The organism is Halorubrum lipolyticum DSM 21995 (genome assembly GCF_000337375.1).
GTDB classification, from domain to species: domain Archaea; phylum Halobacteriota; class Halobacteria; order Halobacteriales; family Haloferacaceae; genus Halorubrum; species Halorubrum lipolyticum.
In genome coordinates this window covers 33,858-55,730 of sequence record NZ_AOJG01000037.1, presented here as the reverse complement: position 1 = coordinate 55,730, position 21,873 = coordinate 33,858, and the positions used below count along the sequence as shown (strand labels likewise).

The 21,873-nt window shown below is 68.0% G+C and carries 19 protein-coding genes and 1 pseudogene; 10 read left to right on the top strand and 10 right to left on the bottom strand.

Annotated elements, in window-relative coordinates; translation table 11 throughout:
* The first annotated feature begins 100 nt into the window (after window positions 1–100).
* Entirely contained in the window at window positions 101–1,186 is a 1,086-nt protein-coding gene (gene gfo6 / locus C469_RS13100; RefSeq protein WP_008007355.1) for a D-xylose 1-dehydrogenase Gfo6, read from the top strand.
* Between the two features lie 33 nt (window positions 1,187–1,219).
* Here gfo6 and C469_RS13095 read toward each other — a convergent pair whose 3' ends face one another.
* On the bottom strand, window positions 1,220–1,588 hold the full coding sequence (locus tag C469_RS13095) for a hypothetical protein (RefSeq protein ID WP_008007353.1): 369 nt from the start codon (window positions 1,586–1,588) through the stop codon (window positions 1,220–1,222).
* 466 nt (window positions 1,589–2,054) lie between these two features.
* Here C469_RS13095 and C469_RS13090 point away from each other — a divergent pair, with 466 nt between their 5' ends.
* The gene (locus C469_RS13090) at window positions 2,055–3,293 is read left to right on the top strand and encodes a mandelate racemase/muconate lactonizing enzyme family protein (RefSeq protein ID WP_008007350.1); all 1,239 of its coding nucleotides are present in this window, start codon (window positions 2,055–2,057) and stop codon (window positions 3,291–3,293) included.
* A 151-nt stretch (window positions 3,294–3,444) separates the two neighbouring features.
* Window positions 3,445–4,320 (top strand): fumarylacetoacetate hydrolase family protein, encoded by an 876-nt coding sequence (locus C469_RS13085; protein WP_049911432.1) that lies wholly within the window; start codon window positions 3,445–3,447, stop codon window positions 4,318–4,320.
* Window positions 4,321–4,420: 100 nt separating this feature from the next.
* Here the strand turns inward: C469_RS13085 and C469_RS17775 are convergent.
* The 7 genes and pseudogenes from C469_RS17775 to C469_RS13050 form a co-directional block, all read right to left on the bottom strand.
* Window positions 4,421–5,032: pseudogene (locus tag C469_RS17775) on the bottom strand (fibronectin type III-like domain-contianing protein); the annotation flags it as partial.
* 579 nt (window positions 5,033–5,611) lie between these two features.
* Entirely contained in the window at window positions 5,612–7,540 is a 1,929-nt protein-coding gene (locus tag C469_RS13075) for an archaea-specific SMC-related protein (RefSeq protein ID WP_008007346.1), read from the bottom strand.
* A 722-nt stretch (window positions 7,541–8,262) separates the two neighbouring features.
* Entirely contained in the window at window positions 8,263–10,323 is a 2,061-nt protein-coding gene (locus tag C469_RS13070; RefSeq protein ID WP_008007344.1) for an SLC13 family permease, read from the bottom strand.
* A gap of 143 nt (window positions 10,324–10,466) precedes the next feature.
* Window positions 10,467–10,883 carry a hypothetical protein gene (locus C469_RS13065; protein ID WP_008007342.1) on the bottom strand — a complete coding sequence of 139 codons (417 nt, stop codon included), beginning with the start codon at window positions 10,881–10,883 and terminating at the stop codon, window positions 10,467–10,469.
* Between the two features lie 267 nt (window positions 10,884–11,150).
* A complete protein-coding gene (locus C469_RS13060) occupies window positions 11,151–11,744 on the bottom strand; it encodes a helix-turn-helix transcriptional regulator (RefSeq protein WP_008007340.1) in 594 nt (197 codons plus the stop codon).
* Entirely contained in the window at window positions 11,741–12,151 is a 411-nt protein-coding gene (locus C469_RS17370) for a heavy-metal-associated domain-containing protein (RefSeq protein ID WP_008007338.1), read from the bottom strand. The genes C469_RS13060 and C469_RS17370 overlap by 4 nt, the downstream gene beginning before the upstream one ends.
* A 119-nt stretch (window positions 12,152–12,270) precedes the next feature.
* Window positions 12,271–12,699 carry a universal stress protein gene (locus C469_RS13050; RefSeq protein ID WP_008007336.1) on the bottom strand — a complete coding sequence of 143 codons (429 nt, stop codon included), beginning with the start codon at window positions 12,697–12,699 and terminating at the stop codon, window positions 12,271–12,273.
* Window positions 12,700–12,982: 283 nt separating this feature from the next.
* Here C469_RS13050 and C469_RS13045 point away from each other — a divergent pair, with 283 nt between their 5' ends.
* Window positions 12,983–14,824 carry an SLC13 family permease gene (locus tag C469_RS13045; RefSeq protein ID WP_008007334.1) on the top strand — a complete coding sequence of 614 codons (1,842 nt, stop codon included), beginning with the start codon at window positions 12,983–12,985 and terminating at the stop codon, window positions 14,822–14,824.
* 18 nt (window positions 14,825–14,842) lie between these two features.
* On the opposite strand, the gene C469_RS13040 is transcribed toward C469_RS13045, so the two are convergent.
* Window positions 14,843–16,057, bottom strand: coding sequence for a threonine synthase (locus tag C469_RS13040; protein ID WP_008007332.1), 1,215 nt, complete (start codon window positions 16,055–16,057; stop codon window positions 14,843–14,845).
* A 74-nt stretch (window positions 16,058–16,131) separates the two neighbouring features.
* Window positions 16,132–16,527, bottom strand: a complete 396-nt coding sequence (locus C469_RS13035; RefSeq protein ID WP_008007330.1) for an ArsR/SmtB family transcription factor — start codon at window positions 16,525–16,527, stop codon at window positions 16,132–16,134.
* 317 nt (window positions 16,528–16,844) lie between these two features.
* On the opposite strand from C469_RS13035, the gene arsD reads away from it, so the two are divergent.
* From arsD to C469_RS16875, 6 genes are all read left to right on the top strand, one after another.
* Window positions 16,845–17,174, top strand: coding sequence for an arsenite efflux transporter metallochaperone ArsD (arsD, locus tag C469_RS13030; protein WP_008007328.1), 330 nt, complete (start codon window positions 16,845–16,847; stop codon window positions 17,172–17,174).
* A gap of 3 nt (window positions 17,175–17,177) precedes the next feature.
* Entirely contained in the window at window positions 17,178–19,154 is a 1,977-nt protein-coding gene (gene arsA, locus C469_RS13025) for an arsenical pump-driving ATPase (RefSeq protein WP_008007326.1), read from the top strand.
* The gene (gene hcsL / locus C469_RS13020; protein ID WP_008007324.1) at window positions 19,151–19,567 is read left to right on the top strand and encodes a halo-CC-star protein HcsL; all 417 of its coding nucleotides are present in this window, start codon (window positions 19,151–19,153) and stop codon (window positions 19,565–19,567) included. Before arsA ends, hcsL begins: the two co-directional genes overlap by 4 nt.
* Window positions 19,558–19,782 (top strand): halo-CC-star protein HcsS, encoded by a 225-nt coding sequence (hcsS, locus tag C469_RS13015; RefSeq protein ID WP_008007322.1) that lies wholly within the window; start codon window positions 19,558–19,560, stop codon window positions 19,780–19,782. Before hcsL ends, hcsS begins: the two co-directional genes overlap by 10 nt.
* 358 nt (window positions 19,783–20,140) lie before the next feature.
* Window positions 20,141–20,653, top strand: coding sequence for a metal-dependent hydrolase (locus C469_RS13010; protein WP_008007320.1), 513 nt, complete (start codon window positions 20,141–20,143; stop codon window positions 20,651–20,653).
* Between the two features lie 80 nt (window positions 20,654–20,733).
* Entirely contained in the window at window positions 20,734–21,849 is a 1,116-nt protein-coding gene (locus C469_RS16875; protein WP_049911430.1) for a hypothetical protein, read from the top strand.
* Window positions 21,850–21,873 lie beyond the last annotated feature (24 nt).

Below are 21,873 nucleotides of genomic sequence, written 5' to 3'. Positions count from 1 at the left end.
CCATCAGAGATGTGTATAAGAGACAGGTGTGGTCCCTGTACGGTTCGCGCGGTCCGCGCTCGTCCAATACACTTTTGAAGATAGCCGCGAACGTCGAGCCATGTCAGCCGCCGATTACCTCGAGACCGTCAGAGACCGAGACTGGGAGCGGTTGGAGTCGGGAACGCTCCGGATCGCGATGATCAGCCTCGGGTGGTGGACCCGCGAACAGGCGATCCCCGCGGTCGCCGACTCGGAGTTCTGCGAGACCACCGTCCTCGTCAGCCGGAGCCGCGAGAAGGCGAGCGCGGCCGCCGAGGAGATTCCGACCGTCGAGGCCGCGCTCACCTACGAGGAGTTCACGGACGGGGAAGCGACCGACGAGTACGACGCGGCCTACGTCTGCACGCCGAACGCGCTCCACCTGCCGTACGCGGAGGCCGCCGCCGAACACGGGAAGGCCGTCCTCTGTGAGAAGCCCGTGGAGTCGACGCGCGAGCGCGCCGAGCGGCTCGTCGAGGCCACCGAGGACGTGCCGCTGATGGTCGCCTACCGGATGCAGACCGACCCGCAGGTCCGTCGCATGCGCGAGCTCGTCGCCGAGGACGCCATCGGGGAGCCCGTGGGCGTCCACGGGAGCATGAGCCAGCAGATGCTGGAGACGGTCTCCGGCGACCCCGACCAGTGGCGCCTCGATCCGGACCTCGTCGGGTACGGCGCGAGCGTGATGGATCTGGGCATCTACCCGCTCAACACCGCGCGGTTCGTCCTCGACGCCGACCCCGTCAGCGTGACCGCCCAGATGCGGTCCGTCGACGAGGCGTTCCGCGACGTGCCCGACCAGCACGCCGCCTTCACGATCCGGTTCGACGACGGGACGCAGGCGGCCTGCACGGCCGGCCAGCACGCCGCGTACACGGGCCACTTCCGCGTCGTCGGGACCGACGGGGAGCTCGTCCTCGAACCGTCCTTCCTCGGGCAGCCCGAGGGGACGCTGACGCTCCGCAGCGACGGTCGACGCTTCGAGATCGACGACGGCAGACGAGACGTGATGCGAGACGAGATGACCGAGGAGTTCGACTACTTCGCCGACCGCGTGCTCCGCGAGGCAGCGATCGGCCCCGACGGCGACCACGCCCTGGTCGACATGCGCGCCCTCGAGGCGATCTACGAGGCCGCCGAGACCGGGACCGCGGTGTCGGTGTAGGGCGGAGTCGCCCCGGCGGGCCGTCACCCGGCGCTACTCGGACGCGTCCGACGCGTCGCTGCCCTGCGCGTCGAGGATGTCGAGCACCTCGTTCGCGAACATGACGGTCCGGAGGGGCAGGCCGTACCGCTCCGTGCCCATGTCGTACTCGCGGAGCTCGTCGACCGTCTCGCCGGTGTGCGGGAGGGTCGTCACGGTCTCGCGAACGTCGATGTCCAGCCGCCCGTCGTCCGTGTCCAGCCACGGCTGCGTGCGCTGTTTCTGGTCGTACTCGATCGAGTGGGTGGCGTCGCCGATCGCGGCGATCACGTCGTCGACCGCGCCGATCTCGACGCGGTCGTCGCTCGTCTCCGAGACGAGAGCCAGTTGACCGTCGGTGCAGTGTGGGACGTACCGTGTCATGGCTCGACGTTACGGCGTACGGATAATAATCCTGTGGTCGTCCGGAACCGTCCTCGTTGTCGTCCGAGACCGACAGCGAGGGGAACGCTCCGGGCGCGATCGGTCGGGCGCGCCCCGGACGCGCTACTTCATCACGCTCGGCGACTCCTCGGCGCCGTCGAGCGCGGAGGGTGCCCCCTCGGCGACAGCGTCGAGGACGGCGATCGCGCGCAGCCCGATCGCGGCGTTGTCGTCGTCGGGCAGCGGACGACGGCGTCGAGGGGCGGTCGCACGGCGTCGGCGGCGACCGAATCGGGATCGACACCACTGAGCGGGTCCGTGTCCGTTGGCATACTCGAACGATGCGCGTCGCGGAATAGATACGTGGGGGTCGGCCCGGCCACCGCAGTGACCCGTCGCCCGTGCCGGAGCACACGGTGGGGTATCCACAAGCTTTACTAGCGGGTTCAGGGATATACAGACGCTAATGGTCGATCACGACAAGCTTCGCGACCCGAACGCGGAGTACACCATGCGAGACCTCTCGGCGGAGACGATGGACATCACGAACTCGCGGGGCGGCGTCCGCGACGCCGAGATCACGGACGTACAGACGACGATGGTCGACGGGAACTACCCGTGGATCCTCGTCCGCGTCTACACCGACGCGGGCGTGGTGGGGACGGGCGAGTCCTACTGGGGCGGCGGCGACACCGCCATCATCGAGCGCATGAAACCGTTCCTCGTCGGGGAGAACCCCCTCGACATCGACCGGCTCTACGAGCACCTCGTCCAGAAGATGTCGGGCGAGGGCTCGATCTCGGGGAAGGTCATCTCCGCCATCTCCGGCATCGAGATCGCGCTCCACGACGCCGCCGGGAAGCTCCTCGACGTGCCCGCCTACCAGCTCGTCGGCGGGAAGTACCGCGACGAGGTCCGCGTCTACTGCGACCTCCACACCGAGAACGAGGCCGACCCGCAGGCCTGCGCCGCCGAGGCAGAGCGCGTCGTCGAGAACTTCGGCTACGACGCCATCAAGTTCGACCTCGACGTACCCTCCGGTCACGAGAAAGACCGCGCCAACCGGCACCTCCGCAACCCCGAGATCGACCACAAGGTCGACATCGTCGAGGCGACCACCGAGGCCGTCGGCGACAAGGCCGACGTGGCCTTCGACTGCCACTGGTCGTTCACCGGGGGCTCCGCGAAGCGCCTCGCGGAGGCCCTCGAGGAGTACGACGTGTGGTGGCTCGAAGACCCCGTGCCGCCGGAGAACCACGACGTGCAGGAGGAGGTCACCAAGAGCACGACCACGCCCATCGCGGTCGGCGAGAACGTCTACCGGAAGCACGGGCAGCGGACCCTCCTCGAACCGCAGGCCGTCGACATCGTCGCGCCGGACCTGCCGCGCGTCGGCGGGATGCGCGAGACCCGCAAGATCGCGGACCTGGCGGACATGTACTACATCCCGGTGGCGATGCACAACGTCTCCTCGCCGATCGGCACGATGGCGTCCGCGCAGGTCGGCGCGGCCATCCCCAACTCGCTCGCGCTGGAGTACCACTCCTACGAACTCGGCTGGTGGGAGGACCTGGTCGAGGAGGACGACCTCATCGAGGAGGGTCGCATGGAGATCCCGGAAGAGCCCGGCCTCGGCCTGACGCTGGACCTCGACGCCGTCGGAGAGCACATGGTCGAAGGAGAGACCCTCTTCGACGAAGCGTAGCTTCGTCGTGCTCGGCCGACGCGCGCGGTCACCGCTCGGTCCGGCGTGCGTGTGACTCGTGCGGACCGAAATCGAAACCGCCGGAGGGGATAGCCCGGTCCGCTGTCGCGCCGGCGGTACTCTTATAACGGCGTCTGCGCATCGGTATGATATGCGGTATTATCGACTCCCCGGCGGAAAGCATAGCGTGGGGTCCGACTCGCTCGTCGTCGTCGACGACGGCGACGCCTACGACCTGTCGACGGCGTCGGACGACCTCGGCTCGTTCACCGAACTCGCCCGCGCCGCGAACGCGTGCGGCGCGGGCGTCGACGCCATCGCTCGGGACCGGATCGCCGACGCGGACCGGGTTGAGCTCGACCCCGCCGACGTGCTCCTCCCGGTGACCCCGGACGAGGTGTGGGCCGCGGGCGTCACGTACCGGATCAGCGAGCAGGCCCGCGAGGCCGAGAGCGGCAAGCCGGAGGTGTACATCGACGTGTACGACAGCGAGCGTCCCGAGCTATTCTTAAAAGCGACGCCCTCGCGGACGGTCGGCCCCAACGACGCCGTCGGGATCCGCGGCGACTCCACGTGGGACGTTCCGGAGCCAGAACTGGGCGTCGTGCTCCACCGCGAGGAGGTCGTCGGTTACACGATCGGCAACGACGTGTCGAGCCGGTCGATCGAGGGCGAGAATCCGCTGTACCTGCCGCAGGCGAAGGTGTACGACAAGTGTTGCGCGCTCGGTCCGTGCGTGGCGACCCCGGAGGTCGTCGACGACCCCCACGACCTCGGGATGACGCTCACCATCGAGCGCGACGGCGAGGTCTGCTTCGAGGACTCCACGTCGACGAGCGAGATGGCGACCACCTGCGAGAGGCTCGTCAGCTATCTCCGGCGACACAACGACCTCCCGGAGACCGTCGTCCTGCTGACCGGCACCGCGCTGGTCCCGCCGGAGTCGTTCACGCTCGCCGAGGGCGACCGGATCGCGATCGACATCGACGAGATCGGACAGCTCGTCAACGACACCGTCGACGTCTGAGACCGCGGAACGGTCCGCGAAACGCGAACGCGGCGGTCGCCGGGAGCCGCACGGAATCAATTTAACAGCTGTTTGAGTTCCACTTAAAAACGAGGCCGAGTTACGCGTCGTCCGCGACCCGCGTCTCGGTGAAGTACGTCCGCCCGTTTGCGGGCACCTCCTTCGTCCCCGTCACCTCGAACGCCGCGGCGTCGGCGATGTCGGCCGCGGAGTGGCCGACTCGGAACTCGTAGGGGCCGGCCTCGACGGCCAGATCCATGTCGCGGTCGCGGTACGCGAGCTGGGTGGCGTCGACCTCGAAGGCGACGCGCGCGGTCTCGCCGGGGTCGAGGGCGACGCGCTCGAACCCGACGAGCTCCTGGACGGGGCGGGCCTGGTCGGGGTTCCCCGCGCCGACGTACAGCTGGACCACGTCGCGGCCCGAAACGTCGCCGACGTTCTCGACGGTCATCCCGGCGGTGATCGTCCCCGCGGGCGCCAGTTCGGTCGCCGACAGCGAGAGGTCGCCGTACTCGAAGTCGGTGTAGCTGAGGCCGTGGCCGAACGGGAACAGCGGGTCGCTCTCGGTGTAGACGTACTCCTCGTTCGCGGTGTTGGGCTACCGGCTGTAGTGGACCGGGAGCTGGCCGACCGACCGCGGGACCGAGACGGGGAGGTGGCCGGCGGGGTTGTGCTCGCCGAACAGCACGGACGCGACGCCCTCGCCGCCGCGACTGCGAGAGCGACGCGGTCGTTCTCGTTGTCAGAACGCTTACGCCGATCGACGGGGCGAATCTCGTTCGAATCGGCGGCTTCGAACCGCTTTCGCGCCGAAAATCGGGGGCCTTACGAGTTGATTTTAAAAGTTTGATTCATCGATCAGGATTCTGTGATAGAGAACGTCGAGGCGTCGAGATCTCCGGCCCGGGGGACCGGTCGGCTCGTATCCGCCGTCTCGGCCGACCGCGACCGCCGCAGTACTTTTAGATAGCGCCGCCGGGAGGCGCACGACCTCGACGACGTGAAGGCGGCCGTCGACGACCACCACCTCGGCTTCGCGGCCCCGTTCGGCTGGGGCGGGGCGCTGGCGACGACCCCCGACCTGTCGCGCCCGGATCGGTAACGCACCGGGCTCTCGAACCCCACCGCTCGCCACCGAGCGTTCGCGATGTCAGAACACTTGGTGTTACAAACTTACCGGTGTAACACTCTCGTCCCTCCGGAGCGACCGAAGGGACGATAAACGGAGAACCGAAGCCCCGTCGGCGGGTCGGCGTTCGCGGTCGACGATCGGCCAGCCGGTGGTCCCGGCTCAGTCGATGTTCTCGACGTAGGCGTACTCCTCGGAGAGGGCGGCGGCGTCCTCCGGCAGGAGCGCGGCGACGAGGTAGTCGGCGTGCGTCCGGAGGTGGTCGACGACGCGCGCGATCCGGTCCGAGTCGATCGCCTCGAGCGAGTCGAGCAGGATGAACGGGACAGTCTCGTGAACGTCGTGAACGAGGTATCCCGCGAGCGCGAACACGAGCCCCGTCACCTCTCGCTCGCTCTCCGAGAGGTGGTCCACCGTGTCCTCGTAGGCGGTCCCGTCGGGCGACGAGCGGACGATGTGCATGTCGAACCGGGGGCGCGTGACCTTGCGGCGCCCCTCGCGGACCTCCGTCTCCCGGCGCTCGATCCAGATCCGGTCGAGGTTCTCGTACTCTAAGATGTCGAGGACGGTCTCCATCTGCTCGTTGAACTCCTCGACGGCGTCCTCCTCGATGCGGTCGACGCGCGTCCGCAGCTCCGTCAGCCGGTCGGCGAGCTCCTCGCGTTCGGCCTTCAGGTCCTCGCGCCGCTCGATCGCGTCCTCCCGCTCGTCGATCTCGTCGTCGATCTCGTCGATCTCGTCTTCGAGCCGCTCGATCCGGAGCTCGATCCCGTTCGCCTCGCGGTGGAGCTCCAACGCCTCGTCGTAGCCGTCGACGTCGATCGACTCGGCCTCGTCTTCCAGCTCCTCGATCTCCGACCGCTTCGACTCGAGCCGGTCTTCCAACTCAGCGATCCGCGACTCGGTCGACTCGATCTCCGTCCCGACCGCGTCGAGCCGCTCCTCGGCGCGCTCGATCTCGCGTCGGGCCTGCTTGATCGACGACTGCCGGTCGGTGAGCTCCTGGATCTCCGCGCGGATCTCGTTGCGCTCGTCGAGCTTGTCGGACCGGAGCTCTCGGAGCCGGTCGAGCGTCGCCTCGATCTGGTCGCTCTCGACCTCGGAGCCGCAGGTCCAACAGACCGTCTGGTCGCCCGCGGTCAGCGCGTCGGTCGGGTCGTCGCCGGCCGTCCCCTCCTCGATGTCGATCCCCGAGCCGTCCACCATGTCCTCGTTGAAGCCGATGACGCTCCCGAGCTCGTTGATGTCGTCGTCGAGCGAGCGCTTCCGGCGGCGCAGCTCGTCGATGCGCCCGGCGAGCCGGTCCGGGTTCTCGTCGGGGTCCTCCGCCTCCTCGACGGTCTCCCGGAGCTCCTCGCGCTCCGACTTCAGCTCCGCGAGCGTCGAGCGCTCGGTCTCGAGGTCGAACTCGAGGTCGTCGAGCTCGGAGCGGGCGTCGCGGACCCGCTGGAACGCCTCCTCCATCTCCTGTTTCCGCGTCCGGCTCTCCTCGACGCCGGCGTCGAGGTCGTCGAGCTCGTCGCGGACCGACTCGAGGTCTTCCTGCGCCGCCTCCAGCTCTTCGACCTTCTCGCGGCGGTCCGCTTCGAGGTCGGGCAGGTCGCGTTCGAGGCTGTCGAGCGTCTCGATCTCGGACTGCAGCTCGTCGCGCTCGCGCTTGCACTCGCGGATCTCGGCGTCGATCGCGTCCGTGTCGATCGGGCGCATGATGATCTCGCGGAGGTCGTCGCCGCGGGCCACCGCCCGACGCGCCTCGTTGTTCTCCAACAGGAACGCGAACAGGTCGGCCAGTTCGGGGTCGTCGAGGTAGGGGTCGCCGCCGAAGGCGACGGCGTCGCCGCGGCGCTGTAGCGTCCGCGTGTACGTCTCGTCGCCGAGTTCAAGCGTCACCTCGCCCTCCTCGGCGTCGCCCTTCAGGGAGCTCTGTCGGCTTCCCAGTCCGGCCATCAGCGCCTGCAGGAAGGAGGTCCGGTTCGTCGCGTTTCGCCCGGTCAAGATCGAGACGCCGTCGGAGAGCGTCACCGACGCCTCGTCGATCCCGCCGATGTTTCGGACATCGACGCGAACGGCGGATTTCGAGATCTGAGCCATCGATATGGTTAAAAATCCGTATTCGCGATATTAAATCTACCGCAACATGCTCACACGGGCCCGCAGGCGACTTCGCGACGAGCCGACGAGCGTCTCGGTACGAACGGCGGACGCGACGACACCAACGGATGCGACGCCGTCGACGGACGCGGCGGCGTCGACGGACGCGACGACACCATCGGACGCACCGCGCGCTTTCGACCGATTCCGGTGACCCGCTCGCGGCGCACTCGCCCGCGACGTGATCCGGCCGTTCCCGCGAGGGCGCCGTTCGACCGCTCGCTCGGTGACGAACGATCGACCGATAGCGATCGGCTCAATATATCAAATATATCGTCATAACTGGTTACATATGATTCTGGGACGTTGGTACCGCTTCGTCCGTCAGCTCGTCGATCGGCGTCCGTCTCCAAATCGAGGTGGCCGGCGGCGATCGCAATCACGTGAAAGACACAACGCGATGCGAAATAATCACTTGGAACAAACGATCTGACATATATAAATATTTATCCGAACGTAAATGGGTGTAATTAGATTACTTACTCACAGAACCGAGTGACGACAGTGTGTTGACAACCCGCGCTGTTTCGGTGACTCCGCCGATCCGCCCCGTCGAATCCGTAAAAACGCGGCCTCGATCGCAGAGTCGAACGAGACGGGAATCGGGAGTGAATAATTATGGTTGTATGAGGTAATATAAAAAAAGACAGCTTAGTGATGTTTCATATCCCCCAGAAGAACGCGATACCGGCCGTCGTGACGACGGTCAGGATGAGCTGGAGCGGCGCGCCGACGCGCGCGAAGTCGGTGAACTTGTAGCCGCCGGGGCCGTACACCATGAGGTTCGTCTGGTAGCCGACCGGGCTGAGCAGCGGCGTGCTGGCGGCGAACGTCACCGCGAGGGCGAACGCGAAGGCGTTGGCGCCGAGTTGCCCCGCGACCTCGACGGCGATCGGGAGCATCAGCACGATGCTCGCGTTGTTGCTCACCATCTCCGTGATGATCGCGGTGCCGAGGTAGAACGCCGCGAGCATCGCGATCGGCGGGAGCACGGCGCTCCCGGCGACGATCCCCGTCGCGATGAGGTCCGCCGTCCCGGACGCCTCGAACGCGATCCCGAGGGGGATGACGCCCGCGAGCAGGAAGATGACGTTCCAGTCGACGGCCTCGTAGGCGTCCGCCGGCCTGAGGATGCCCGAGAACAGCATCGCGACGACGCCGACGAGCGCGCTGACCATGATCGGGAGGTAGTCGAGCGCGGCCAGCCCGACGACGCCGGCGACGATACCCAGCGCGATGGGGATCTGCGTCCGATCGAACTCCTCCCACCGATCGTCGCTCGAGACGACGACGTTGGTGTCGGACCGAAGCCGGTCTAAGACCTCCGCGCTCGTCTGTACGAGCAACACGTCTCCGGCCCGCAAGTCGACGTCGCGGAGGCGTTGGCGGATCACCTCGTCCCCCCGCCGGATCGCGAGGACCGTCGCGTCGAACTCGCGCTCGAAGCCGGCGACGCCGTCCCGTCTGTTCGACCACGGCCCGGGGAGCAAGACGACCTCCGTGAGCGAGGTCTCCGACGCGGTCTCGTCCGCGTCCGCGTTTTCGTCCCCGTCGGCTTCGCCCGGGTCGTCCCCGTTCGCTTCGCTCCGGTCGTCTCCGTCGGCTTGGCCTCCGCCGTCTCCGTCGCCGTTCCCGTCAGCCGGCGGGGCGGCGTCGGCCGCCGCCAGCGACCGGTTCCACGCGTGGTGTTCCGGCACGAACCCCTCGGGCAGCGGTTCGCTCTCGTCGGTCGCGGCGTCGCGGAGCTCCGGCAGGAGGGCGAGGTGTTCGTCCTCGATGACCTGTTCGAGCGTCTCCTGGTCCGCTCTCACCGAGAGCACGTCGCCGGCGCTGATCCGCTCGCTCGGGAGGCCGCGGACGATGCTGCGGCCGTCGCGCACGATCTGGAACACGTCGAGGTCGAGCTCGCCGCGCCGCAGCGCTCGGACCTGCGAGCCGACGAGGTCGGAGTCCTCGTGCACGACGACGTCGGTCAGGTAGTCCGCCATCCCGAACTGGTCCGTCGGGGACCCCTCGGCGGTGATCCGGGCGGGCGTGAGGTACCGCCCGACGGTCAGGAGATAGACGAGACCGACGGCCAGGACGACGATTCCCAACTGCGTGAATTCGAACAGCGAGAACGGTTCGCCCGTCGGCCCGATCTGCGCCCAGATATCGCTCGCGAGCAGGTTCGTCGAGGTCCCGATGACGGTGAGCGTTCCGCCCATCATCGAGGCGAAGGACAGCGGGATCAGCAGCTTCGACGGCGAGGTTCCCGTCTTCCGGGCGAGGTTCATGACGGCGGGGATGAGCACGGCGACGATGGGCGTGTTGTTGACGAACCCCGCCGGCGGACCGGACAGCCCGACGGTCGCGAGGAGCTGTCGGAACTCGCTGTCGCCCGCGAACGCCTCCATCTTCTGTGTGAGGATCTGGATGACGCCGGTCTGTCGAACCCCCTCGCTGAGGATGAACATCGCCAGCACGGTGAGCGTCGCGGGGTTCGAGAAGCCCGACACGCCCTCCTCCGGGGAGACGCCCGTCCACGGACCGAGGAGGATAAGCGCGACCATCAGCGCGATGGCGGTCGTGTCGATGGAGACCGGCTGGAGGACGAACAGGACGAGCGCGACGGCGACGACGGCGAGCACGACGAACACGTCGGGAGACACGGGCAGCGCTACCGGGAGCTGCCGGGGGAGTGTCGGCGTCGCCAGCGCGAGATCGAGTAACGCGTTCGTCACCGAATCAACCGTGTGTGGGTCCTAGCGGGGCCCACATAGTAGTACGGTTCTCGGCCCGTCACCGCGGGACGCGAGCGGCGGTCGATCGGAGCGAGCCGAAGCGGTCGGGGCGGTCAGCAGTCGAGCCGAAGCGGTCAGGGCGGTCAGCAGTGGCCCTGCCCGTACGCCCCGCCGTGGCCGTACGTTCCGTCGTGGCCGTACGTCCCGCCCCGCTCGTACGTTCCGTCGTGGCCGTACGTCCCGCCCCGCTCGTGCGTCCCGCCGTGGCCGTACATTCCGCTGTTGCCGTCGTCAGCCATGTCCCGGGCCATCTCGTCGACGGTCGCACCCGCGTGCGACTCCATCCACTCGACGCCGTCGGGGCCCATGTGCTCGGTCATCTGCGCCTCCATCCAGACCGCCCAGTCGTCGGCGGTCGCGTCAGACGGAGGGACGTCGTCGGCGATCGGAGCGTCGTCAGCGGTCGCGTTGCCGTGTGCGCTGACCATGGGGACAGCGAGCGCGAGTCCGACGATCGCGAAGGCGACGAGCAGCCAGCGGCCGAGTGTGAGTGTGGTCATTGCTTTTCTCCTCGGTTACCCGTACGACCCCTCCGGAGTTATTCTGCTGGGTGTGAATCCGATCAGGAGAACGTTCGAGAACGTGTATAACCCGATCTAACCGTTTTTTAGAGGCCGGACCGTTCATGCGGCCCGAATTCGCCGGATCGGCGCTCGACCCCTTTGCGAGAGGGGACCGACACCACTGCGAGGGGGGGCACCGACACCGCCGCGACCGGCGCCCGCGATCGCGTGTTGGACGCGGCGAGAGTTGGCGGGAACGGTCCGCTAGTTCGCCCGGTTCCGTTGGAGGTCGTCGCTCGGGTAGACGCGATACGTCCGCCCTTGACGCTCGCGGTACAGGAGGCCGCGCTTCTCGAGCGCGCTCACCGTCTGGCTGACCTTGCTCTTCGAGAACTCCGAGCGGTCCCGCAGTTCGATCTGTGTGATGCCGGGCGAGGAGAGGACCGGTCGGAGGACCCGACGTTCGTCCTCCGGCAGGAGGTCCAGTACGCGGTCGCGAGGCCGAGACTCCGGATCGAAATCTCCCGCCGAGCGAGCGGCCTCCGCCGGAGATTCGGCGCCCTCGGAGTCGGTCGGACTCGCCGAGCCGTCCCGTGATCGATCGGGTTCGTCCGCGCCGCTGAGATCGTCCCGAACCGCGAGATATCCCCCACCGAGGACGGCCGAGACGAGGAGGGCTCCGAGGACGTACCAGAGCGGGTTCGTTCCGTGGACCGCCCCCATCGATCCGCCCATCATCGGTCCCATCTGGTCGAAGGCCTGCTGTTGCTGGTACGCCTGCCAGCCGAGCACGCCGCCGCCGACGAGGACGACGGCGACCAGGCCAGCGACGACCGTATCGGATCGCCGTCGGTTCATTTCACCCACCTCGATCCGCCGAGAGACTCGCCCATACGTGGGGGTTGGTGAGACAGCGTCGTACCAGTTTTGATCGGTCGGCACAAGCGACGACCGGCGGCGAGTCGGCGGTCACCGTCGGCAGCGTGGCCGATCCCGGCGCCGCCCATCGCGATCCGGAGCGTTGCGGTCGCCAGCGCCGGGGCGTCGTTCACCCCGTCGCGGACCGCGTCTCGGATCGACGCCTCGGACGTGCGCTCCCCGTCGTAGGTGACCCGAGCGCTCCCCGTTCGGAAGGAGACGTCGACGTTGACGAGCGCGACGGGGAGGTGACGTTCGAGCGCCCGCGCCCCCGCCGCGCCGCGACCGCCTCGTCGTTCGATGCGGACGGTACACGTCGAGCGCGGGGGTGGGTCAGAGGCGGTCACGGCCGCTGTCAGGGGCCGCCGGGGTCGCCGCGGTCGTCGGGTTCGCCGCGGTCGCGCGGTCGCCGCGGTCGTCGGGCTCGCCGCGGGAGCGATCGGCCGTCCGTCCCTCCCTGATCGCGTCATCCGACGACCGTCACCGGAATCCGTGCTCGGCGGGTGACCGTCTCGGCAACGCTGCCGAGGAGCGCCCGGTCGAGGCCCGAGCGACCGTGACTACCCATGACGATCTGGTCGACATCGTGGTCGTCAGCGTAGGCCAGAATCGTCCGGGCGGGCCTGCCGACTTCCGTGACGGTCGCGAGGTCGATCCCGCGTTCCGCCGCGAGCTCCGCGGCCGTCGCGTGGATGTCGGTCGCGCGGTCCCGGGCGTCGTCGTGCCAGTCCTCGGCGACCGGCAGGCCGCCGACCTCCACGTCGACGACCGAGTCGATCGGATCGATGACGTACATCGCGGTGAGGGTCGCCTCCGGGAAGGTCTCGAGCGCGTACGTCAGCGCGCGCTCGGAGAGCAGCGACCCGTCGAAGGCGACGAGAACGGTGTCGGGCATTAGGTCGCGGTTCGACGCCAACTGAAAAGAGTGTACTGCCGAGACCACCGTGGCCGAGAACGGGAGAGGGTGTTGCGGATCGTCGCTGGCAAGCGGATATTGATAATTGAGTGAGCGATTTCGACGATCGCTTATCACGGAACGAGCCGTGTCGCGCGTCTCAGCGCGGGCCTTCCACTCGCGAGGAGCGAGGGACCTTCGGTCCCTCTGACAGCCGGCGGCTTCGCCGCCGGCGACGCCGATCGAGGGGAACAGTGAAGGGGTCGAGGGGAGTCGTCCGCGTATGCCGATCGTCGAGGTGTCGGGCGTCGCCGTGGTCTTCCTGCTCATCGTCGCCGTGTTGGTGGCGTTCGTCACCGAGGTCGTCCCGAACGACGTGACCGCGATCGGCGTCGTCGCCGCGCTCGTGGTCCTCGAACCGTGGACCGGCGTCGGCGCGGGAGCGGCGATCTCCGGGTTCGCGAACCCCGCGACGGTCACCATCATCGCGATGTACATGCTGAGCGCGGGCGTCCAGCGGACGGGGGTCGTCGAACGGCTCGGCGTCTACCTCGCGGAGTTCACCGCCGGCCGGGAGTTCCGCGCGCTCGTCGCCACCGTCTGCACGACCGGCCCCATCGCGGGGTTCGTGAACAACACGCCGGTCGTCGCCGTCTTCATCCCGATGGTCACCGGGCTCGCCGAGAACTCGAAGCTGAGCCCCTCGAAGCTCCTCCTCCCGCTGTCGTACGCCGCCATCCTCGGCGGCACGCTCACCCTCATCGGCACGTCGACGAACATCCTCGCCAGCGACTTCGCGCGCCTCCTCATCGACGGACGCGACGGGATCGGGATGTTCGAGTTCACGGGGCTCGGCGCCGTCCTGCTCGCGGTCGGGAGCGCGTACCTGCTGACCGTCGGCTGGCGGCTCACGCCCGCCCGCGTCCCCGTCGACAGCGACCCGGTCGCGGAGTTCGACCTCGACGACTACCTCACGCACCTGTACGTGCGACCGGGATCCGTCGCCGTCGGCCTGTCCGTCGAGGAATTCGACGACGCGCACCCGGCGGTCCGCATCCTGCAGGTCCGGCGCGACGGCGAGGCGTACGCCGGCCCGCACTCCGACCGGGTCATCGAGGCGGGCGACGGCGTGGTCGTCCACGGCCCCCTGCAGGCGGTCGCGCAGTTCCGGAGGGAAGCGACGCTCGGGAGGCGGGCCCGCGAGACGGTGACCGAGGAGACGTTCGAGTCATCGGCCACCGACGGCATGCTCGCGAAGGCGATCGTCCCGGACCGGTCGCCGTTCGTCGGCGAGACCGTCGCCGAGACCGGCCTCCACGACTACCACGAAACGAGCGTGCTCGCCGTGCGCCGCGGCGGCGACCTGTTCCGCACCGACCTCGCCGACCGCACGCTGGAGGCCGGCGACCTGCTGTTGGTCCGGACGACGCCGGCGTCCGTCCGGTACTTCACGGACACCGGCGACCTCGTCATCGCCGACGAGCGCGCGCTCGACCGGCTGGCCGACGCTGACATCGACGAGATCGCACCCCTCTCGCCGAAGACCCCGATCGCCGTCGGCGTCCTCGTCGGCGTCGTCGCGCTCGCCGCGCTCGATGTCCTCCCGATCGTGATCGCGGCGCTGGCCGGCGTGGTGGTGATGGTCGTCACCGGCTGTCTGACGACCGCCGACGCCTACGACGCCGTCTCGTGGAACGTCATCTTCCTCCTCGCGGGGGTCATCCCGCTCGGGATCGCGTTGGAGTCCACGGGCGGCGCGGCCGTCGTCTCGGAGTTCCTCGTCGCGACCGACGAGGTCCTCCCGACCGTGGGCGTCATGTTCGTCCTGTACGCCGTCGCCGGCCTGCTGGCGAGCGTCATCACGCCGGTGGCGACGGCGGTGCTGATGATCCCGGTCGGCGTCAGCGCGGCCGCCCAGCTCGGCGCCAACGAGTTCGCGTTCCTCCTCGCGGTGATGTTCGCGTCCGCGACCTCGTTCATGACCCCGGTCGGCTACCAGACGAACCTCATGGTGTACGGCCCCGGCGGCTACGAGTTCGCCGACTTCCTCCGGGTCGGCGGCCCGCTCCAGCTGCTCCTCGCCGTCGTCGCGACGGCCGGTATCGCGGTCATCTGGGGCGTCTGACCGCATCAAGCGACGCTCTCACGGGCGCCGTGAACCGAGCAGGGACTCGAGCCGGTCCGACAGGTCGGTCCGGTGGACCGCCTCGGTCTCGACCGCCGCCTCGCCGGTCCCCATCTCCTTGAACCCCGTCCCGGTCGGCACGAGGACGACGGAGTCGTCGGCCGCGACCTCGCCCCGCTCCGCGAGGCGCGAGACGCCGGCCAGCGTCGCCGCGGACGCCGGCTCGACGCAGAAGCCGCCGTCGACGGCGAACCGGCGCTGTGCGGCGCGTATCTCGTCGTCGGTGACGGAGACGACGGCGCCGCCCGTGTCGCGGACCGCGGCGAGCGCACGCGCGCCGCTCGGCGGGTCCGGATTCCCGATCGAGTGGGCGATCGTCTCGCCCGTCTCGTCGGGCGACATCGGCGTCGGCTCCGTCGCACCCGCCTCGAACGCGCGCGTCAGCGGGTCGGCGGCGGCGGTCTGGACGAGGCACACGCGCGGTCGCTCGGCGAGCAGGCCCGCGCTCTCGAGGTCGCGGATCCCCAGCCAGACCCCCGAGGCGAACCCGCCGGAACTCGCCGGCAGCGCGATCACGTCGGGCGTCTCCGGGGCGAGGGCGTCGTAGATCTCGAATACCGCCGTCTTGTACCCGCTGATGCGGGCCGGCGCGTCGCTCACGAGAACGCTGATCGGATGCCGTTCGGAGAGGGCGAGCGCGTCGCCGTACAGCTTCCCGTACTCGCCGCTGACCCGCACGATAGTCGGCTCGTACTGCGCGATGAGCTCCAGCCGCACCCCCGAGATATCCGCCGGGACGAACACGACGCACTCGCGGTCGAGGCTCGCCGCGTGAGCGGCGGTGCTGATCGCCATGTTGCCGTACGAGACCGTGCCGACGACGTCGTCGCCCGCCGCGATCGCGTGCGGAACCGCCACCGCGCTCCCGCGGTCTTTGTACGCGCCGGTCGGGTTCTCGCCCTCGTCTTTGACGAACGCCCGGCCCCCGGTCGCGTCGTCGAGTCCGGGAGTTCTGACCAGGGGCGTGCCGCCCGCGGCCCCCGCGACGCCCTCCGGCCGATCGATCGGCAACAGCGCCTCGTACCGCCACATCCCGCCCCGGTCCGGACGGTCGTCCCACGAGGAGGCCGTCGGCCGCGCGTCGATCCAGAGCGGTTCCCCGCAGGCGCACCGGACGCGGGTGTCGTCGTCGTAGCGGTCGCCACACCGGTAACAGCTCAGAGAACGGGACATGCCGACCGTGTGACGGCGAGGGAGATATGCGTTTTCTTGCTCGACCGACGCGACGACCTATCGGGGCCGGGCGTTCACAGCGACCGCGAGCCGTCGAGCGCGACGAGGACGGCGTTCGCGCGCGGCGTGGCGCGGTACATCCGCCACTTCCCCTCCTTCCGACGCGTGACGAGACCGGCGTCGGTGAGCTTCGAGAGGGCGTGGCTGATCGCGCTGTCGCTCACGTCCAGCAGCGGCGAGAGCTCGCAGACGCACAGCTCGTCGTCGTCGGCCGCGTGGAGCATCCGGACGATCTCGTACCGCGTCTCGTTCCCGAGCGCCGACAGCAGCTCGACGTCGCTCTCCAGGGCTGACCCGCCGGCGGCCTCGTTCAGCTCCTCCAGCTCCGCCAGTCGCTCGGAGAGGTCCGCGTCGGTACAGGAGCCGCACTCGTCGACGACGTACCGCCGCAGGCGATCGGTCGATGACATACGTCACAGTTGAGCCGATCCGAGATTAAGCGTTGTGGAACGCCGTCCCGACCAAGGCGGCCGCTGGGAAAACGATACGAAAATAATTCAGCTATTGGCCAGATAGAGGCGAGGACAATCAGCGAGAGAAGATCTGTTGAAAAGTGTTTTTCCCGTCTTAGCTGGCTTTCTGCCACGCTATAACCGCGGAGCCGCCCGACCGAAGGGCTTATCATTGTATGAGGGATCGTTCAAATGAGTTGGTCACAGTGGCCGCGCCGACGGCGCGCCTCGCTGTGACCGATGGCTCAGACGAACGACGACGACTCGACACCACCATGACCGAACTCACCCTGTACGAAGAAGCGATGTGTTGCTCCACCGGCGTCTGCGGCCCCGACCCCGACGACGAACTCGTCGCGGTCAGCGCGGCGCTCGACCAGCTCGAGGACGCGTTCGACGACCTCGAGGTCACTCGGGCGAACATGCAGCACAACATCGACCAGTTCCTCGAAACGAAGCGGATCTACGACCGCGTGCAGGCGGACGGCCCGTCGGTCCTCCCGATCACGGTCGTCGACGACGAGATCGTCGCCGAGGGCGAGTACCTCTCGTACGACGAACTGACCGCGGCTATCGACGGAAGCGCCGCGCCACAGGAGGCCTGACAGATGGCACGGACACAGCGGTCGGCGGAGTCGGCGGCGACGAGCGCGCGCGAGATAGTCGAACCGAGCGGCGACGACACCGAGTTCGTCTTCTTCAGCGGGAAGGGCGGCGTCGGCAAGAGCACGGTGAGCTGCGCGACCGCGACCTGGCTCGCCGACAACGACTACGAGACGCTGCTGGTGACCACCGACCCCGCGCCGAACCTCTCGGACATCTTCGGCCAGGCGATCGGCCACGAGGTCACCGCGATCGACGGGGTCGAGAACCTCTCCGCGATCGAGATCGACCCCGACACGGCCGCGGAAGAGTACCGCCAGGAGACGATCGAGCCGATGCGGGAACTGCTCGGCGACGAGGAGATCGAGACGGTCGAAGAGCAGCTCAACAGCCCCTGCGTCGAGGAGATCGCGGCCTTCGACAACTTCGTCGACTTCATGGACAGCCCCGAGTACGACGCCGTCGTCTTCGACACGGCGCCGACGGGCCACACCATCCGGCTCATGGAGCTCCCCTCCGACTGGAACGCCGAACTCGAGAAGGGCGGCTCGACCTGTATCGGCCCGGCGGCTTCGATGGAGGACAGAAAGCGGGAGTACGAGCGCGCCATCGACACGCTCCAAGACGACGAGCGGACATCGTTCGCCTTCGTCGGCAAGCCCGAGGGCTCCTCGATCGACGAGATCGAACGCAGCGCGAGCGACCTCGGCGAGCTCGGGATCGAGTCGCAGCTGTTGATCCTCAACGGCTACCTCCCCGAGTCGGTGTGCGACGACCCCTTCTTCGAGGGGAAACGCGCGGACGAGCAAGCCGTCATCGAGCGCGCCCGCGAGGAGTTCGACGCCGACGCGACGGCGACGTACCCGCTCCAGCCGGGCGAGATCGCCGGGCTCGACCTGCTCGCTGACGTGGGCGGCGTCCTCTACGACGGCGCGGAGGCGACCGTCGACGTCGGGACCGCGACCGATGTCGATGGTGACGGTACGGAACACGTCGATTCCGACGGCGCGGTCGACTTCGAGTCAATGACGGACGCCGACGCCGTCGTCGACCAGCTCACGCCGGGCGAGGAGACGCAGTACCTCTTTTTCACCGGCAAGGGCGGCGTCGGCAAGAGCACGGTCGCCTCGACGGCGGCGACGAAGCTCGCCGAGGCGGGCCACGAGACGCTCGTCGTCACGACCGACCCGGCCGCGCATCTCGAGGACATCTTCGGCGAGCCCGTGGGCCACGAGCCGACCCCGGTCGGCCAGGAGAACCTCGACGCGGCGCGGATCGACCAGGAGAAGGCGCTCGCGGAGTACCGCGAGCAGGTCCTCGACCACGTCACCGAAATGTACGAGGACAAAGCGGACACCCAGATCGACGTCGACGCCGCGATCGCGAACGTCGAAGAGGAGTTGGAATCGCCGTGTGCCGAGGAGATGGCCGCCTTAGAGAAGTTCGTGAGCTACTTCGACGAGGACGGCTACGACGTCGTCGTCTTCGACACGGCACCCACGGGTCACACCCTCCGCCTGCTCGAACTCCCCTCCGACTGGAAGGGGTTCATGGACCTCGGCTCGCTGACGAAGGGCGCCGCCCCCGCGAAGGGCGACCAGTACGACGCGGTCATCGAGACGATGAAAGATCCCGAACGGAGCACCTTCGCGTTCGTGATGTACCCCGAGTACACGCCCATGATGGAGGCGTACCGTGCCGCCGCCGACCTCGAAGACCAGGTCGGGATCGAGACCTCGTTGGTCGTCGCCAACTACCTCCTCCCCGAGGAGTACGGCGACAACGCCTTCTTCGCGAACCGGCGCGCTCAGCAGGCGCAGTACCTCGAGGAGATTCGTGACCGGTTCGACGCGCCGCTCATGCTGGCGCCGCTCCGGCGGGACGAGCCGATCGGACTCGACGAACTCAGCGCCTTCGGCGAGGAGATCACCGGGCTCGCGGACGTTGCCGAGGCCGACGCACCGGAGGTGACGCCCTCGTGAGCGACGTGCAGGATGTAGAGGACGCGGCCGAAGGCGACACCGGCGTGTCCGTTGAGGAAGACGCCGAGGCGAACGTCGAGGCGGCGCTCCGCGAGTTCCTCGACGCACTCGGCGAGTCGGAGACGTATCGGCGGTTCACCGAGGCCGACGAGGCGTTACAGGACGACGACGACGCGATGGCGCTGCTTCGCGAGTACCAGCGAAAGCAACAGCAGCTGCAGCGCGGCGGCTTCGACGAGTCGGTGATGGCCGAGCTGAAGCAGCTCCAGACCGAACTGTCGAACACCGAGCCGATCCAGCGCCAGCAGGCAGCACAGACAGAGCTGGTCGAACTGCTCCAGCGGACGAACGACGCTGTCAGCGACGAGATCGGCGAGGAGTTCGCGCGGTCCACCGGAGGTGGGTGCTGTTGAGCGCCTCCGGTCAGGACGCCGGCGACGACGGAGTCACCGACGACGAGGTCGTCGCGGCCGCCGAAAGGCTCGGCGAGGAACTCGCGGCGGCGAAGGAGTCCTCCTCGGAGTTCGCGTTCACCACCATGGTGATGCAGTGTAACGAGGCGATCGGCGACGAGACCGGCATCGACTACGGGAGCGTCTGCGGCGCCGACGACGACGGCTGCTGTTAGCCGCGTTCGTCGGCGGCCGGCGGCGCGCGGACCGCACGTTCTTTATACGCGATTGTCGCCGTCGCTCGTCGCCATTTAAATACTGTGTCGCCGCCACCAGACTGCAGCGCCCACTCCCGCTCTCGATCAGGAAGCGGTCTCCAGCGACCGACCGTTTCGTGCGGTGTTCCGCCTGGAGAGGAGCGTTCAACGGTGCCTGCGAACCGGCTTCGGCGTTCGTGAGTGTGTCCGCGAGCTTCTGCCGACGCATCCGTGTCGGCGACTCGAGCCCGGACTCGTCAGCGAAATCTCCGGTTAACCGCGGAACCAGACCGCACGAACGGTGAAGCTATGAACGATGAGACGAACGCAGAGACGAATGCGTCCCATCGAGCATTTCATCGTCGCCCTCTTTTTGGTCTCCTTCTATCTCCTCGTTCGAACCCGGCGACTCCCGTCGCTCGAACTCGGCGCCGTCGCGTTCGTCGGGAGTCAGTTCCCCGACCTCGTCGACAAACCGCTCGCGCACCAGTTACACCTGATTCCGACGGGGCGGGTGTTCATGCACTCGCTGCCGTTCGCGATCCCGGTGTGGCTCGTCGTCCTCGCGTACGGGTGGAAGACGGATCGCCGCCGAGGCGGCGTCGTGTTCGTTCTCGCGCACGCGTCACACCTCATCGCGGACAACTACGCGGCCCTGGCCTCCGGGCGGGTACCGAGCGATCTGCTCTGGCCGTTTCTGGCTCCAGTTCCTCGACCGCCGGCGCCGTACTGGGCCGGACCGAACTCGATCAACCTCCACCTCTTTACGGCGTTTTCGGTCGCGGTCCTCGCGGTGACCGCGTACTATCTGATCGCGGACGTTACCGAGCAGCTTCGGCTCTCTCCTTGAACGCCGCCGTTCGTTCAGCTCTCCCGCGAACGAACGCAGACGGACGAAAGATTCAACTCTGTTGTCGATATGACGTATTCATGCGCCGCCCCGCTATCGCCGGCCTTCTACTCGTCGCCGTTCTAGTCGTGGGTGTCCCGGGAGTAGCCGACGCGGACGGCGATTTCACGATCACCGTCGAGAACGGTGAAATAGACGTCCCCAATCGGACGACGGAGATCGCTGGCCAGGAGTTCACGGTCACGTCGGTCGCCCCCATCGACCCCGGAGAGGCGATCGAGGCGCAGATCTCGACGAGCACGGACGACCCGTACGACGTGTTCCTCTACAACAGCGACGGGCTCCCAGACGGCCGCGAGCTCGGCGTCAGCGGTGAGACGTCCACGACGTTCGAGACGACCGACCTCGATCCGGGAACCTACAGCGTCGTGGTCAGTACGGATCAGTTCGAAACCATCCAACCGGTCGTGATCGCGGCGTACGACACGACGCTGTCAGCTCCGGCGGAGATCACCGAGGGGGAGACCGCCTCGATCGACATCGAGACGAGCGAACACGACGACGCGGACGCTCCGGCGATCGAACGAGTCGACGCCGTGATCGCGAACGATTCGACGCGGACTCGGATCGAGGCCACCGAGGCGGGCGACGGCGAGTACGTCGCCGACGTCAGCGCTGCGTACGAACCGGGCGAGTATCGGCTCTACGGGGTCGTCTACGAGGACGAAGAGACCGCGAACGGGGAGTTGGACATCATCTCGGTGAGTGACAGACACACCGTGACGGTCACCGAAGGAGAGACGACCGACGGCGAGGGCGAAAACGGGACCGACGGGACCGACGGTGGTGGAGCGCCGACCACCGGGGACGGCTCCGACGACGGAAGCGAGGATCCCACCGACAACACGACAAACGACACCGGGGAGACGGGCTCCGAAACGACCGAGAACGGAACCGACTCGGGGACCGACGACGGAACCGACTCCACGGCCGAAAACGACACCGACTCCACGACCGAGAACGGCACTGACTCGACGACCGAGAACGAAACCGACGGGCAGGCCATTCAGCCAAACGATTCCGAGTCCGTGTCCGAGTCCTCCGGGTCGGTTCCGCTAAACGGAGTCCAGATCATCGTGGCCACTCTCCTCTCGATCGCGCTCGTCGTGCGGGTCCGCCGCCGTCGCGTGAAGTAATCGGAGCTACCTCGCTGGCGATCC